The sequence below is a fragment of the Desulfovibrio simplex genome, assembly GCF_055387835.1.
In genome coordinates, this window is record NZ_AP042377.1 from 438,191 (window position 1) to 452,500 (window position 14,310).

Consider the following 14,310-nt stretch of genomic DNA (forward strand, 5'->3'; position numbering starts at 1 on the left):
CGTTGCCCCAGGCGTGTTTGGGGCTTGAAAATATAGGGTTGCTGCGCGTCCTTTCATTACGCTATGATCTAGAGCACATTAACTTTGAGAATATACATTCTCAAAGTTTAAGGCACGCTCACTTCGGCGTTTAACCGCGCAGATAAACTGCGCTTACGCCTCCGTAGCGAACGTCTGCTCACGCAGCCGTCAGAGCAATTTAAAAGTTAAATTGCTCTAAAGTACTATTTAAATAATAAATAGCCATATGAATTCAGCAGCATTGCCAGCAGGTTGCGGCTTTTTGGGGCCAGTATGTCTTGCCAAGGCTTTCAAGAATGATTATTGATAGAACAAGACCAATGAGGAGGACGCCATGTCGCAACTAAAGGACTTTGCACTTTACGATATAGACTGGAATCTGACCCCGGAGCATGCGGTGACCATGTATCTTGAATGGGGCAATAATGACTGGCATTCGGAGTATCCTCCGGTTCGTTCCAAGGACGATGTGGCCCACTACTTTGTTGTGGACAGCTGGCAGAGTCCCCCCATGGTGCGGCTGGTTCGGCGTAACTCCGAAAGGGCGGACGATCTCATCAGCCTGCCCCTGCCCAAGAATCTTATGGAAGATTTTCGCAAGGAGCATGGCGACTGGCGAGGCATCAGCGCGCCGACTCCTGAAGTAAAGTCCTGGCTCAAGCGCGAGCTAGAGCAGGATTAGCCCACTTGGGCGCAGCAGTCTTGCGTTTTCGCAACATATCTGGTCGCAGCAGCGCATACAGGCTGTGGCCAGGGAACCGTACATGTACTGAAGTGAAACGCGTAAGGGGCCGCATTGCGGCCCCTTTACAGTTCTGTCCCGGCAATTCCGCACAGGAATTGCCGGGCTTTTCAGTTTTTATACTACAACACAGTAAAAGTTTTAGGGGGAGGGGGCGTGGGGGAGAGGACCCTTTTGCAAAAGGGTCCTCTCCCCCGCAAAGTACTGCACCATGTTCCCCTATTGCTAAGGAAGCACTGATTAAAGAGCCTCCTGGAAACGCGCAGTTATTTTGTTTGGCAAGGCGCGATCTTTTTTGAAACAGGAGTGGACTCTTCCGTCCTCGACTGTTTCAAAAAAGTGAAGCAACGCCGCCAAACGAAATAAATCAGCGTTTCCCTAGTACCAGCGGCCGAACTTACGGATGTACACCACCTTCATGCCCTGCGCCACAACGCAGTAGCACAGCAGCGTGGCCGCCAGCCAGGGGAAGTAGCTCCAGGGCAGGGGCTCGAGTCCCACCAGGGCGCCCAGCCCGGAAAAGGGCAGGTATATGCCCAGCGCCATGACGGTTCCTGTCAGCAGCAACACCGGAAGGGCGGCCGTGCTTTGCACAAAGGGAATTTTCCTTGTGCGCAGCATGTGCACCACGAGGGTCTGGGAGAGAAGGCCCTCAACAAACCAGCCGGACTGGAAGAGCGACTGCATCTCAACGCTGGTTGCGCCAAAGACAAACCACATGAGCGCATAGGTGGTTATGTCGAAAATGGATGAGGTGGGGCCTATCCAGACCATGAAACGGCCGATGTTCTTTGCGTCCCATTTGCGGGGTTTTTGCAGAAACTCCTTGTCCACCCTGTCCCAGGGTAGTGAAAGTTGCGAGAAGTCATACATGAGGTTCTGGAGCAGCAGCTGGATGGGCAGCATGGGCAAAAAGGGGATGAACGCGCTGGCCACCAGCACCGAAAAAACGTTGCCGAAGTTGGAACTCGCCGTCATGTTGAGATATTTCATGATGTTGCCAAAGGTTTCCCTGCCTTTGACAACCCCTTCTTCCAGCACCATCAGGCTTTTTTCAAGCAGGATGATATCCGCGGATTCCTTGGCGATGTCCGCGGCGGAATCCACGGAAATGCCCACATCCGCATCCCGCAGGCCGGGAGCGTCGTTTATGCCGTCGCCAAGAAAGCCCACGGTGTGGCCGCCCTGTTGCAGCGTCTTGATAATGCGTGACTTCTGCAAGGGGGTGAGCCTTGCGAACACGTTGTGCTCCCGGGCGGCCGCAAGCAGTTCCTGCTCGTTCATGGCGTCCATCTGGTCGCCGGTGAGCACGGTTCCCGGTTCCAGGCCGACTTCACGGCAGATCTTGGCCGTGATGACCGGCGTGTCGCCCGTGAGCACCTTGACGCCCACGCCGTGTTCGCGCAGGGCGGCAATGGCGGATTCGGCACTGTCTTTGGGCGGATCAAGAAAGGTAAGAAACCCCCTGATGATCAGGTCTTTTTCCGCTTCTGTGGTATACTGCTGGCGGATGTCGTCGCCCTTGATGGCCTTTGCGCCCAGGGCCAGCACCCGGAAACCGTCACGGTTGTAATCCTCGGACAGATCAATGATTTTTTGCCGCCACTGGGCGTCCATGGGTACGACCTGCCCGTGCACGTAGACACCCGACGCGATGGAGAGCATTTCTTCCACAGCGCCCTTGCATACCAGAAGGTGCTCGCCGGAAGTGTCGGACACGATGACCGAGAGACGGCGGCGCACAAAGTCGAAGGGAAGCTCGTCCACCTTGTGCATGTGACGGGGCAGGCCGTTTTCAGGGTGCTGCTCGCCAAAATGGACAATGGCCTTGTCCATGAGGTTTTTTATGCCGCTCTGATGATAGCTGTTGACCCAGGCGAGGCGCAGCACGTCATCGTCCCTGTTTCCCAGAGCGTCCACATGGCGTTCGAGAATGATCTTGTCCTGCGTCAGGGTGCCGGTTTTATCTGTGCACAGGATGTCCATAGCCCCGAAGTTCTGGATGGAATTGAGGCGCTTGACCACCACCTTGCTGCGCGACATGGCCACCGCGCCCTTGGCCAGGTTGGCGCTGACAATCATCGGCAGCATTTCTGGCGTGAGGCCCACGGCAATGGCCAGGGAGAACATGAAGGCGTCGCTCCAGTCGCCCTTTGTGAAGCCGTTGATAAAAAAGACAATGGGCACCATGCAGAGCATGAAGCGGATGAGCAGCCAGCTTACGCTGTTGACGCCCCTGTCAAAGGCCGTCTGGGAGCGGGTGCCCACAATGCTTTTGGCCAGCGAACCGAAATAGGTGCTGGCCCCGGTGGCCACCACAAGGGCCGTGGCGGTGCCGATGACCACATTGCTTCCCATAAAGCACATATTGCCCGCATCAAGGGCGCGACCAGAGGGAACGGTTTGCCCGGCGGTTGCGGCGGATTTTTCCGCCACTGCGGCAAGGGTGTCGTATTTTTCCACAGGCAGGGATTCCCCGGTAAGGGCAGCCTGGCTGACAAAAAGGTCACGCGACTCAATCAGACGGACGTCAGCGGGGATCATGTCCCCGGCGGAAAGCCGCACAATATCGCCGGGAACCAGCTCTGCCAGCGGGATTTCCCTGGTTTCGGACTGTCCCTCATCATTGCGGCGGGTCACGGCGGCCGTTGTGTGCACCATGGCCTGCAAGGCTTCGGCGGCCTTGTTTGAGCGATATTCCTGCCAGAAGCGCATGAACCCGCTCAGAAGCACCATTACCAGCACAATGGCGGAGCTGGTGCCGTCGGTCTCTTCGCCAGCGCCCAGCGGCAGCCAGTAGTCGCTGTAAAAGCTGACGACGCTGATAAGAAGCAGCACGTAAATGAAGGGATTATTAAAAGCCCCGGCGAGCTGCACCAAGGGGTTGGGCACACGCTCGCGCGCGACGTCGTTGCGGCCTTCAGTCTCAAGCCGGGCCTTCGCCTGGGATTCCTGCAGGCCTTCGCCGCACGAATCAAAGCTGGCGAAAAGCTCGTTAAGGCTTTTTTGGGCGGCATCGGCGGCCCTAAGGGAGGTGTGGGCAGGCGCGGGGCGCGCCCCCTTGCGGAAATCGAAAAACATTGGCATGGCCTCCTGCCGCTTCAGGCGCGCGGCGGAAGCATGTCCTGCCTATGCGGTATAGGAGAGGAAATGCAGCCTTGCGGCCGGTGCGGCGGTAATAATGTTGATGCTCATGTCCGCAGCGAACACTGTTGGGGCATTCGCTGCGAAGCTACTAGGGGGATGGTCCATGGCTCAGGAACTCCTTTTTCGCGGGCCGCCTCTGGGGCGGCGGTTTTGCGCGGCGTGCGCGTTAAGGAAACGCTGATTTATTCCGTTTGGCGGCGTTGCTTCACTTTTTTTGAAACAGTCGAGGACGGAAGAGTCCACTCCTGCTTCAAAAAAAGAGCGCGCCTTGCCAAAAGAAATAACTGCGCGTTTCCAGGAGGCTCTTTAATCAGTGCTTCCTTAAGGTGATTTCACGTCGGGCCTGCTCAGCGGCTGCGTGGGCAGGGATTCGCCGTGAAGGCGTATACGCAGGTTGTCTGCGCTGGTACGCGCCGCAGGGGCGGCTTCAGGTTTTGAGAGGCACAGTCTCAAAACCGGTTTGCGTCAATGAACAGGCCGTTACACAACTGCCTGCCGGCTACGGCTATCTTGCGGGAGTGACGCAAGAGAACGCAGACGCGGGAAAATACGCTCGAAAATTCCGGGGTGACGCGGTCAGCACCAGAAAGAGATTGATGGCGAAAAACGCCACAGCCAGCATAATGCAAAGAAAGAGAGAGAATTTCATGGCTCGCCTCCGATGCCCGAAACAGGCTGCGGCGAGCGGGAAGGAACCGTTACAGGCCGTAGCGTGCTATTTCAGGCAAGCTGATCGCACAGGTTTGACTACTACTGGGTAAACTGTCCATAACGGGTCTTGGTTTAGGGTTAAAGGTGCATAAGACAAAAAAGCTCTAGGTAATTTTGCGTGAGGAGTCAAGCTTGCGCGAAAATCCTTTGGGGTTGCCATCAAGGGGCGCGCGGATTGCGAAGACGGCAGGGGCAAGGAACCGCTCTCTGCTGCCAGGCGAGCGGTTCCTTCGGCCTTTGGACGCTTACTGACCGAGCAGGTCGCGGGTTTGCGGCGTAAGTCCTTTCAGGCTGTCGAAAACGGCTAGGGCGCCCTGGTTTTCCGGGTCCTGGATGATGGCAATAAGCACCATGTCAGGCGTGGCGTGAACCCTGGTCAGGGCAGAAGCCTTGAAGGCCTGACTGCGCGGTTCGCCGCTGAATGACCAGAAGTGGCCGTCCTGTTGCGGTTCTGTGGCCCCGGCCTGAAATTGGCGCAGGTTTTCGGCCAAGCTTTCGCTTGTGGCTTTTGTCTCGTTGGGCAGAACAAAAACGCTCACCAGCGCCCTGTAATCGTCGCCCGTCGGATCCTTGAGGCCGAGAACGAGCATGCACTCGTCATCGTTGCCGGAACGGAAGCCGGTGCGTTCTTCGCCATCCCAACCCTCTGGCAGGTTGGCGCTGAAGCGGGCAAAGTCTCTGGTCGCGGCCGGCGGCGTCTCGGAAGCCGCGTGCGCGGCAAGGACGCCGGAACCCAAAATCAGCACGCAGGCCAGAAGAAGGGGGAAAAAAGCGGGGATACGCATGCGAACCTCACTGCAGACTGCATTTGCGCGACACGCTCTGGCGGCGTGGAGTACCCGGATCAGGACGCGCTTCGCAGCAGGTATAGGATGAAGGGCAGGCTCTGGCGCACAACCAGCAGCGCCAGGGCCAGCCAGTTGAGCCACAGCAGCCGCACGCGGGAGCGCACGGTAAACAGTATGGCCCAGCAGGCCACAGCCAGCGTCATGGGCACGAGGCCGGCAGCCTGCGGCATGAGCCAGTCGGGCAGACTCTGGCCGCTGAACGACAGTCCGATGAACAGGCCCCATCTGTCAATGCAGCGGGGTATGTATCCTATCAGGGCCCACAGGGCGCACCAGCGGGCGGCCTTTTCAAGGTCGGCAACGGCGGGAAAAGGCTCGCCCTTGCGGTGGAAGAAAAACAGGGCCAGCAAGGCAAACGCGCCCGCAGGGGCAAAGCAGGTGAAGTAGTTGTGCGTGGCTGCGCCAAGCAAGGCAGAAACCATGCGCCCCCATTCCATGCCCTGCGGCGGCCCGGAAAAAGACCAGTTGGGCAGAAGCTGCGCGGCAAAAAAGCAGACGGCGGCCATCAAATACAGGCACAGCCTGCCGCGCATGGCTTCGCCCGCCAGCTGGTCGCTTCTGCCGGAACCTTCCACAGGGGCCGGGGCGCGGCGCGCCTTGCGAGTTGACCGGCTTTTGGAGGCAGCGCCCGCGCCGCTTTTCGCCGCAGGCCCGTCTTTGTCAGGGGCGCCTTCGTCAGGCAGCCCTGCGGCAAGGGGAGAGCGCCCATCCAAATAGGCCACAATCCACAGGCAGCACAGGCCGCCAATCCAGGCCAGCACCGTGGTGGTGTAGGGAAGCACCGCGTCGTCCCACAGGGAAAGGCTGTTCAGGAGGCTGGACGAACCGCCGAGGCTGATGAGCGTGGCAGCCAGGTCGGTGGCGGTCAGCAGCGGGCCGAGCAGGCCGAGCCCAAGGGCCAGCCGCGTGAGTTTTTGTGTTCCCAGAATGCAGAGGCGGGCGTTGCCGCGTCTTCCGGCCAGCAGGGTCAGGGCCATGATGACCGGCAAGGCGGCAGCGGCGCTCATGCCGATATTCAGTATATTGGAGGCCCATTGCCAGTAAAAAAGCCCTTCAGGTATGTTTTGCATGCCGTCTTGTAGCCCGTGACGCCCGGCGTAGCAAGATGCCCATAGGGCTGGCGGCATGAAAAAATGTGGACGACGCTGTCTTAAAAATGGCTGTAGTGCAGGATTTGCGGGGTGTTTCCAGCGCCGCGGCGTTTCAGGCGGCCTGATTTTGTGTCCAGCGCATGCGCTTGTCCGGCGGCATGGCATGATCTATAGTGCCTGGACCCGACAAACCATAAACCAGATACGTGGCCTGCCCACGCACGAGACGCGATCCATGACGTTTTTCGCCGTATTTCTGCTTGCCGTTGCCCTGTCCATGGACGCTTTTGCCGTTGCCGTAGTCTCTGGCTGCGCCCTGCAAAAGCCCAGCCCGCGCCATTATGTGCGCCTTTCAGCCGCCTTTGGCTTTTTTCAGTTCGCCATGCCCGTTATCGGCTGGTATCTCGGGGTGTCCGTACGTGAATATATGGAAGCCTGGGACCATTGGATAGCTTTTGTCCTGCTGGCCTGGATAGGCGGCAAGATGGCCCTGTCAGGACTGCGTGCTCTCAGGCACAGGGAGTCCTGCGCCTGTCCCGCCGTGGACCCCACAGCGGGCAGCAATCTTTTGGTGCTGAGCGTCGCCACCAGTATTGACGCCTTGGCTGTTGGGCTGTCGCTGGCCATTCTTGGAACGCCCATATGGGGCGAAGCCGCGCTGATAGGAATTATTTGCGCGGGCATCACGGCTGGCGGTGTGCGTATTGGTAAGACACTGGCCAATCTCTGCGCTTTCAATGGGTGGGCGGAACTGGCGGGAGGCTTGACGCTGCTCGCCATTGCCTGCAACATTCTGCGAGAGCATCAGGTTTTTTAAGGAAACGCTGATTTATTTCGATTGGCGGCGTTGCTTCACTTTTTTGAAACAGTCGAGGACGGAAGAGTCCACTCCTGCTTCAAAAAAAGATCGCGCCTTGCCAAACGAAATAACTGCGCGTTTCCAAGAGGCTCTTTAAGCAGTGTTTTCCTTAATCAAACCTGTCCGCCGTGCTTACAGGCGTACCATGTCGGCCGCCAGGCCGTGCGGAAAAAGGAGTTCTCATGGCTACTATCAGCGCCAGATATCTTGGCGACCTGCGTATGGAATGCGTGCACAACCAGAGCGGCACCAGGATTATCACCGATGCCCCCAGCGACAACCAGGGCAAGGGTGAAGCCTTTTCGCCCACAGACCTTTGCGCCACGGCGCTCGGCACCTGCGCCATGACCATTATAGGCATATACGGCAAAACCCACGGGGTGGATGTGACCGGCACGGAGGTGGAGATCACCAAGACCATGAGTGCCGACCCGCGCCGCATCGGCAAGATTGAGGTTGTGTTCAAGATGCCGCCGCGCACTTACTCCGCCAAGGAAAAGACCATCATAGAGCGTTGCACCGCGTCCTGCCCCGTGCATCTGACGCTGCACCCGGAAGTGGAGCAGGTCTTTACCTTTATCTGGCAGGATTAAGCGCCCGGCATCAAGACATCCGGCCCTTTTGCCTGTCACCTGCGCCAGCGGCGATGCTGTTCGGGCAACCGTTGGCGCGCACATTCCTTCCATCCGTCACAGGACACGTCATGTCATCTCCTCCGTTGGTTTCCGTCATTATTCCTACCCACAACTATGGCCGATTTCTGCCTGAAGCCGTGCGTAGCGTTTTGCGCCAAAAGGCTGACAATCTTGATGTGGAAATCATCGTGGTGGATGATGGCTCCACGGACAATACGCAGGACGTGGCCCATGCAATGCTGCGGGACATTGTGTATGTCCGGCAGCAAAAGAGCGGGGTGTCGACAGCGCGCAATACAGGCATACAAAAGGCACGTGGTGACTTTGTCGTTTTTCTGGATGCCGACGATGTGCTGATGGAAGAAGTTCTGTCCACCCACCTGGGTATGTTTGCAAAGCATCCCCATCTGGACATGTCATTGTGCCGCTGCTTTGATTACCACACGCACGGCAGCGACGGGGCCAATTGTTTGTGGCCGCTCATGCGCGGGTATTGGAATATCCATATATGTTGCGCCAATGTTGCGCCTCTTCACTGCTTTATGCTGCGTGAAAAGGTCATACGGCAGGCAGGCCTGTTCAACGTGTCGCTTACAGGTTGCGAGGATTATGAATATTGGCTGCGCTGTTTCAGCACGGGATGTCGCGCTGGTCTGGCTGCTGAAGGATTGGTTATCTACCGCAGGCATCAAACAAGCACCACCGCCAACAGACAACACATGCTTCTGCATGAGGTGTCCCTTCGAAGCCTTATGGCCAATATGCTTGATTCGTCGAACCTGACGGACTCGCAGGAAAAGCTGGGCGGATGGCTGGCCCTGGCCAGCGGCTGCCTCAATCTGGCAAGCCAGGTTACATTCTGCAAGGCGTTTGCTTTTAAAATGCAAGACATGTTTGTTCGGGCGCTTCAGGAAGCGGAGCGTCTGTACGCGAGTTCAAAAGGCAGCAACGCGGATCTGCGCTGCATACAGCGATATTATCCGGCCCAAGCCATCAAAACCGCCGGACTTATGGCCGAAGATCTGACCCCTGATGCGATTAACGCTGTAAAATTGCTTGTAAACCGCTATCCTCATTTTGCGGAGTGCAGCGCGGCGGAGCTCGACAGTCAGATTTCTGCCATGTCGCAGCATCTTCAGGTTTCTGGAATTCCTGGCGTTTTACAGCGTTTTGCTGCATCCGGCAGTTGAGAACCTTCGTGCATTTGCCTTGCCGTTTTTGACGCAAGAGGCTATTGCACTGCGTGAAGTTTTCCGTTGTTACGTGGAGATAAGGAGATAGTGATGCCAAAGAACGCGGCCCTCATTCTGGCGGCAGGCAAGGGCACCCGCATGCATTCAGACAAGCCCAAGGTTTTGCAGACCATGCTGGGCGAACCCATGCTGGCCAGCGTGCTCGCGGCTTTGCGCCCTGTATTTGCCGAGGACGTCTGGATTGTGACCGGCCACAAGGCCGAAATGGTGCAGGCCGCCTTTCCGGACGCGTCCTTTGTTCTGCAGAAACAGCAGCTCGGCACCGGGCACGCTCTCATACAGGCTTTGCCTGCCCTGACCAAGGCTGGCTGCACGCATCTTCTGGTGGTCAACGGCGACGCGCCCCTGCTCTCGGAATCGCTGGTGCGCCAGTTTCTGGCCGAAGCCGTGGGCGCTGACCTGGCCTTTGCCACCATTGAGCTGGACAACCCCGGGGCTTATGGCCGCGTGGTGCGTCAGGGCGACGATGTGCGCGCCATCGTGGAGGCCAAGGATTACGACCCGGCGCTGTACGGGCCGCCAACCAATGAAGTCAACGCGGGCATGTACTACTGCGCGCTGGACGCGGTGGAAAGCCTGCTGCCCCGAATCAACAACGCCAACAAGAGCGGCGAATACTATATCACCGACCTCGTGGGTCTGGCTGTGGCGGAAAAATACAATGTTCTCGGCGTGCGTTGCGGGCGCGATGATGGGCTCATGGGGGTGAACTCGCCCCAGGAACTGGAGCGGATGGAAGAAACCCTGCGTGAGCGCCGGGTGCGTGATCTGCTGGCCTCGGGCGTCATCATTCACGCGGCCGCCAGTGTGCGCGTGGGCCTTCTGGCCGAGGTGGAGCCCGGCGCGGAGCTTACCGGCCCTTGCGAAATTTACGGGCATTCGCGCATCCTGCGCGGCGCCTCGGTGGCCTCGCACTGCGTGATCCGCGACAGCGTCGTCAGCAATGGGGCGCAGATACGCTCTTTTTCACACCTTGAAGGCGCCCAGGTGGGCGACGATGCCCTTGTGGGGCCTTACGCGCGGCTGCGCTCCGGCGCGGTGCTTGAGGCCCAGTCGCATGTGGGCAATTTCGTCGAGTTGAAAAAGGCGCGCCTGGGGCGGGGGGCCAAAGCCAACCACCTGAGTTATCTTGGCGATGCGGATGTGGGCGCGGGCAGCAATATCGGCGCGGGCACCATCACCTGCAATTATGACGGCAAAAACAAGCATGTCACCAAGATAGGCCAGCGAGCCTTCATTGGCAGCAATACTGCCCTGGTGGCCCCGGTGAGCGTGGGCGACGATGCGCTTGTGGGGGCGGGGTCGGTCATCACCGTGGACGTGCCTGCCGGTGAACTTGGCATTGCCAGAGGCAAGCAGAAAAATCTGCCACGCAGAAAAAACTGACGCGTAGTTTGGGTGTCGCCTGCACGGGGCATGCGCCTCTGGTTTGTGCAGGGCGCGGGCAATACAAGGTGGAGCGTGATTTCTTCACTGCCCGGATTTTGTGTCTGGAGCCGGAACCAATTGTTTCAAAATTGTCGCAAACCCGCTGCCATGGCGCATAAATGGGGACTGCGCCGCCAAGCCATGCGTGGCGCGGGTTTTTTTCGAATTTACCGCATCCATTCTTGCCAAGGCTCTGGTGCGATGCTATCTATGAACCATGGAACTTCTGGGACAGCTTGAAACACAAGTTGCGGCTCTTTTGGCCAGGCTTGACCGCCTCAAGGCGGAGAATGCGCGCATCAGCGCTGAGTCTGCCGCTATGGGGGCGGAAAGGGCTGCTCTGGAAGATGAAAACCACAGGCTGCGCGAAGCTCTTGAGAATGAAGAACAGTTGCGGGCTCAGGCGCTGGCGCGCATTGACGCCGTACTGCGCAACATTCAGGAGCACGACAGCGTAGAGTAGGTTTTTGTGAATCAGGACGCTATCAACCTAACCGTTCTAGGCTTAAGCATTGCTTTTAAGCCTGGTGCAGATATGGACCGTGTTCATGAGGCCGTGCGGCTTGTTGAAGAACGGTTTGCTGACCAGAAGCTGAGGTTCCACGGAGGGCAGACCAAGGATATTCTGCTGACCTTTATGGCCCTTGGACTGGCGGATGATTTGTTGCAATCGCAGAAAGAGCAGGCGGACGCGCGCGAGCGCGTAGAGGCCATGCTTTCGAAGATAGAGGGGTCTGATTAGACCTCTGGGCGTTTCCCTGGGGAGCGCGTGATTTATGCCTCGGTGCTAACCTGACAAGTATATAAAAGGGAATCGTCACTGTCCTCAGTGTGCAAGCCCGGCCACGACCGGGACGCCTGAAGGGGACATAACAGGCTCCCGACCTGGTTATCCAGGTTCTGTACCGCAAGCATGACACGGCTCTCTGGGGAAAAAGCCGCTTTCAGCAGTAGTTTGGAATTCCAGCTTCCGCTATGGGGCCGTCACTTCTTCTTGCAACGCCATCCTTATTGCCGCGTTTGCGGCGTCCAGCCAGGGATACAGCAGCCCTTTGGGCTCAATTGCTACGGCGGCCAGCATTGGCTGCCGGTGTTCGCCGGGCTGGTTCTAGGACTGGTCCCGTATTGATAAAAGAGAGGCTGGATTCATGGACCCATTGTTCATCGTGGCGCTGCTTGCGTCCGTGCTGCTGGGGGCGGCACTGGGCGTGGTGGTGTATAAGCGGTCTACCACAAAACGCATCGGCGATGCCGATGACCTGGCCAAGCGTATTGTGGCCGAGGCCCGCAAAGAGGCTCAGGCCCAGAAAAAAGAAATTCTGCTCCAGGGGCAGGACGATCTGTTCAACCAGAAGCGCGAACTTGAAAACGAGTTCAAAGAGCGGGAACGCGAAGTCAAAACCCGCGAGCGCAAGCTGGAAGAAATGAGCGGCCGCCTTGAAGAAAAACTGGAAAAAGCCACCGCCAAAGAGCACGAACTGCTCGCCTCCGAAAAGGATCTGGCCCGCAAGGAGCGGCAGCTGGCAGAATCCGAGATGTTTCTGCAGACCCGCATAGAGGAGCAGGAACAGCGACTGGCGCAGATATCGGGTTTTACCGTTGAAGAAGCGAAAGCCCAGCTTTTCATGGAAGTTGAGGCCAAGACGCGGCACGAATCTGCAAAGATGATCCGTCAGATTGAGATGGAAGCCCGCGAAACCGCAGACCGCAAAGCCAAAGAAATTCTCTGTAACGTCATTCAGCGCTACGCGGGCGACTACGTGAACGAGCAGACCGTCACCGCCGTCACCCTGCCCAGCGAAGACATGAAGGGACGCATCATCGGCCGTGAAGGGCGCAACATCCGCGCGCTTGAGGCTGCCACCGGCGTGGATCTCATCATTGACGACACTCCGGAAACCGTCATCCTTTCCGCGTACAGCCCCCTGCGCCGTCAGGTGGCCAAGATGGCCCTGGAGCGCCTTATTCAGGATGGCCGCATCCATCCCGCCCGCATTGAAGACATTGTGCAAAAGTGTGAGCAGGAGTTGGACACCCAGGTGCGCGAAGTGGGCGAGCAGGCCACCTTCGATGCCGGGGTGCACGGCATCCACCCGGAAATCGTGCGTCTTCTCGGGCAGTTGCGCTATCGCACCTCCTTTACGCAAAACGTGCTGCAGCATTCGCTTGAAGTGTCCGCCCTGTGCGGCATGATGGCGGCGGAGCTCGGCATGGACGTAAAGAAAGCCAAGCGCGCCGGACTGCTGCACGACATCGGCAAGGCGGTGGACCATGAAGTGGAGGGCCCCCATGCCCTCATCGGCGCGGATCTGGCCAAGAAGTACAACGAAAGCCATGAGATAATCCACGCCATCGCCGCCCACCACGAGGATCAGCGCCCGTCCACGGCCTTGGCCGTGCTGGTTCAGGCTGCGGATTCCATTTCCGGCGCACGCCCCGGCGCGCGCAAGGAACTGCTCGAAAACTACGTGAAGCGCCTTGAAGACCTTGAAGGCATCGCCACCAGTTTTGAAGGTGTCAGCAAGGCCTACGCCATCCAGGCCGGACGTGAGATTCGCGTTATGGTCAACTCTGATCAGGTGGATGACGACACAACCTATGTGTTGTGCAAGGATATTGCTGAAAAAATTGAAAAAAATCTGACATATCCCGGGCAGATCCGCGTCACGGTCATCCGTGAACGGCGTGCCGTGGGCCTTGCCAAATAGGTTCGGTTCAGTAAGGGGACAGGTCATATGCTATGACGCAAGACCTTCTGTTATATGTTTTTGATCTGGCGGCCAGCTTTATGCTGGCCGCCGCCGCATCCTGCCGTGCGCGTTCGGGCGGGGCGCATTTCAGCGGCGCGGCGGTGCTGGCCTGTCTGGTCGGCCTTGCCGCGCCGCTGCTGCGTGAAGGGCTGCTTGGGCATCCGGTGCTGGCCCTGAACCGGGGCGACTATCTTGCCTCGGCTGTGGTGGGCGGGCTGGCCGGTATTCTGGCCGGGCGCTGGCGACGCTCGTGGCTGTTTTTTTACTGGCTGGACAGCCTGGGCCTGGGGCTGGCCGCAGGCGTGGCTACGGTGCTGGGCTTGTATTCCGGACTTGGCGTAACGGGTTGTCTGATACTTGGGGTGCTGACCGCCCTGACCGGCGGCTTTGTGCGCGACGTGGCTCTGGGCGACACGGCCCGGCTGGTTGAGGACTATCTCTACGCCACGGCGGCGGCCCTGGGGGCCATGCTGGCTCTGGCGACCCTGATGTACGGCAGGATGCCTCCCTGGCAGTGCGCCCTGGCGGGGTGCGGGCTGGTACTTGTACTGCGGGCTTTGCGCCTGCGAAAGGGCGGTTTTGGCGCTGTATGAGCCACGATTTTAGAAAGTGTCGAAAAATGCAAAATGGCTCTTGACTCTTTGGTATAGTTTCACTATCTTCTCGTTTCGCGCAACGGCACTGACTTTGAAACGGCACGCAGGCGAAACAAGTTTCGCCGGGCCGGAAGAAAGTGATTGACGGGGTGCGAAAAGAGGGGCATAAGTCTCCCGCGCTCATACAAAACTGAATAATGGCTTTTAGTTGCGATGCCGGAATCATTTC

12 protein-coding genes and 1 other RNA gene are annotated in these 14,310 nt (G+C 58.3%); 10 read left to right on the top strand and 3 right to left on the bottom strand.

Going from position 1 to position 14,310, the window contains the following annotated elements; genetic code table 11:
• Positions 1 to 355: 355 nt before the first annotated feature.
• Positions 356 to 703: a DVU0772 family protein gene (locus ACZ5DH_RS01805; RefSeq protein ID WP_464255463.1), complete on the top strand. Its 348-nt coding sequence runs from the start codon at positions 356 to 358 to the stop codon at positions 701 to 703.
• Between the two features lie 438 nt (positions 704 to 1,141).
• Here ACZ5DH_RS01805 and mgtA read toward each other — a convergent pair whose 3' ends face one another.
• From mgtA to ACZ5DH_RS01820, 3 genes are all read right to left on the bottom strand, one after another.
• Positions 1,142 to 3,844, bottom strand: coding sequence for a magnesium-translocating P-type ATPase (mgtA, locus tag ACZ5DH_RS01810; protein WP_464255464.1), 2,703 nt, complete (start codon positions 3,842 to 3,844; stop codon positions 1,142 to 1,144).
• Between the two features lie 1,022 nt (positions 3,845 to 4,866).
• Positions 4,867 to 5,406, bottom strand: coding sequence for a protoporphyrinogen oxidase (locus tag ACZ5DH_RS01815; protein ID WP_464255465.1), 540 nt, complete (start codon positions 5,404 to 5,406; stop codon positions 4,867 to 4,869).
• A gap of 59 nt (positions 5,407 to 5,465) precedes the next feature.
• Positions 5,466 to 6,539, bottom strand: coding sequence for a spidroin-2 (locus ACZ5DH_RS01820; protein WP_464255466.1), 1,074 nt, complete (start codon positions 6,537 to 6,539; stop codon positions 5,466 to 5,468).
• A 256-nt stretch (positions 6,540 to 6,795) separates the two neighbouring features.
• On the opposite strand from ACZ5DH_RS01820, the gene ACZ5DH_RS01825 reads away from it, so the two are divergent.
• The 9 genes from ACZ5DH_RS01825 (at position 6,796) to ACZ5DH_RS01865 (ending at position 14,078) form a co-directional block, all read left to right on the top strand.
• Positions 6,796 to 7,377, top strand: a complete 582-nt coding sequence (locus tag ACZ5DH_RS01825; protein WP_464256586.1) for a manganese efflux pump MntP — start codon at positions 6,796 to 6,798, stop codon at positions 7,375 to 7,377.
• A 224-nt stretch (positions 7,378 to 7,601) separates the two neighbouring features.
• Complete coding sequence (locus ACZ5DH_RS01830) at positions 7,602 to 8,012, top strand: OsmC family protein (protein WP_464255467.1); 411 nt, start codon at positions 7,602 to 7,604, stop codon at positions 8,010 to 8,012.
• Between the two features lie 110 nt (positions 8,013 to 8,122).
• The gene (locus ACZ5DH_RS01835; protein ID WP_464255468.1) at positions 8,123 to 9,244 is read left to right on the top strand and encodes a glycosyltransferase family 2 protein; all 1,122 of its coding nucleotides are present in this window, start codon (positions 8,123 to 8,125) and stop codon (positions 9,242 to 9,244) included.
• A 90-nt stretch (positions 9,245 to 9,334) separates the two neighbouring features.
• Positions 9,335 to 10,693 carry a bifunctional UDP-N-acetylglucosamine diphosphorylase/glucosamine-1-phosphate N-acetyltransferase GlmU gene (glmU, locus tag ACZ5DH_RS01840; RefSeq protein ID WP_464255469.1) on the top strand — a complete coding sequence of 453 codons (1,359 nt, stop codon included), beginning with the start codon at positions 9,335 to 9,337 and terminating at the stop codon, positions 10,691 to 10,693.
• Positions 10,694 to 10,952: 259 nt separating this feature from the next.
• Positions 10,953 to 11,198: a cell division protein ZapB gene (locus ACZ5DH_RS01845; protein ID WP_464255470.1), complete on the top strand. Its 246-nt coding sequence runs from the start codon at positions 10,953 to 10,955 to the stop codon at positions 11,196 to 11,198.
• 6 nt (positions 11,199 to 11,204) lie between these two features.
• Positions 11,205 to 11,477 (top strand): cell division protein ZapA, encoded by a 273-nt coding sequence (locus ACZ5DH_RS01850; RefSeq protein ID WP_179981030.1) that lies wholly within the window; start codon positions 11,205 to 11,207, stop codon positions 11,475 to 11,477.
• A 10-nt stretch (positions 11,478 to 11,487) separates the two neighbouring features.
• A non-coding RNA gene (ssrS, locus tag ACZ5DH_RS01855) (6S RNA) lies at positions 11,488 to 11,672 on the top strand.
• Between the two features lie 211 nt (positions 11,673 to 11,883).
• Positions 11,884 to 13,443, top strand: coding sequence for a ribonuclease Y (gene rny / locus ACZ5DH_RS01860; RefSeq protein ID WP_464255471.1), 1,560 nt, complete (start codon positions 11,884 to 11,886; stop codon positions 13,441 to 13,443).
• Between the two features lie 32 nt (positions 13,444 to 13,475).
• Complete coding sequence (locus ACZ5DH_RS01865; RefSeq protein WP_464255472.1) at positions 13,476 to 14,078, top strand: TRIC cation channel family protein; 603 nt, start codon at positions 13,476 to 13,478, stop codon at positions 14,076 to 14,078.
• Positions 14,079 to 14,310 lie beyond the last annotated feature (232 nt).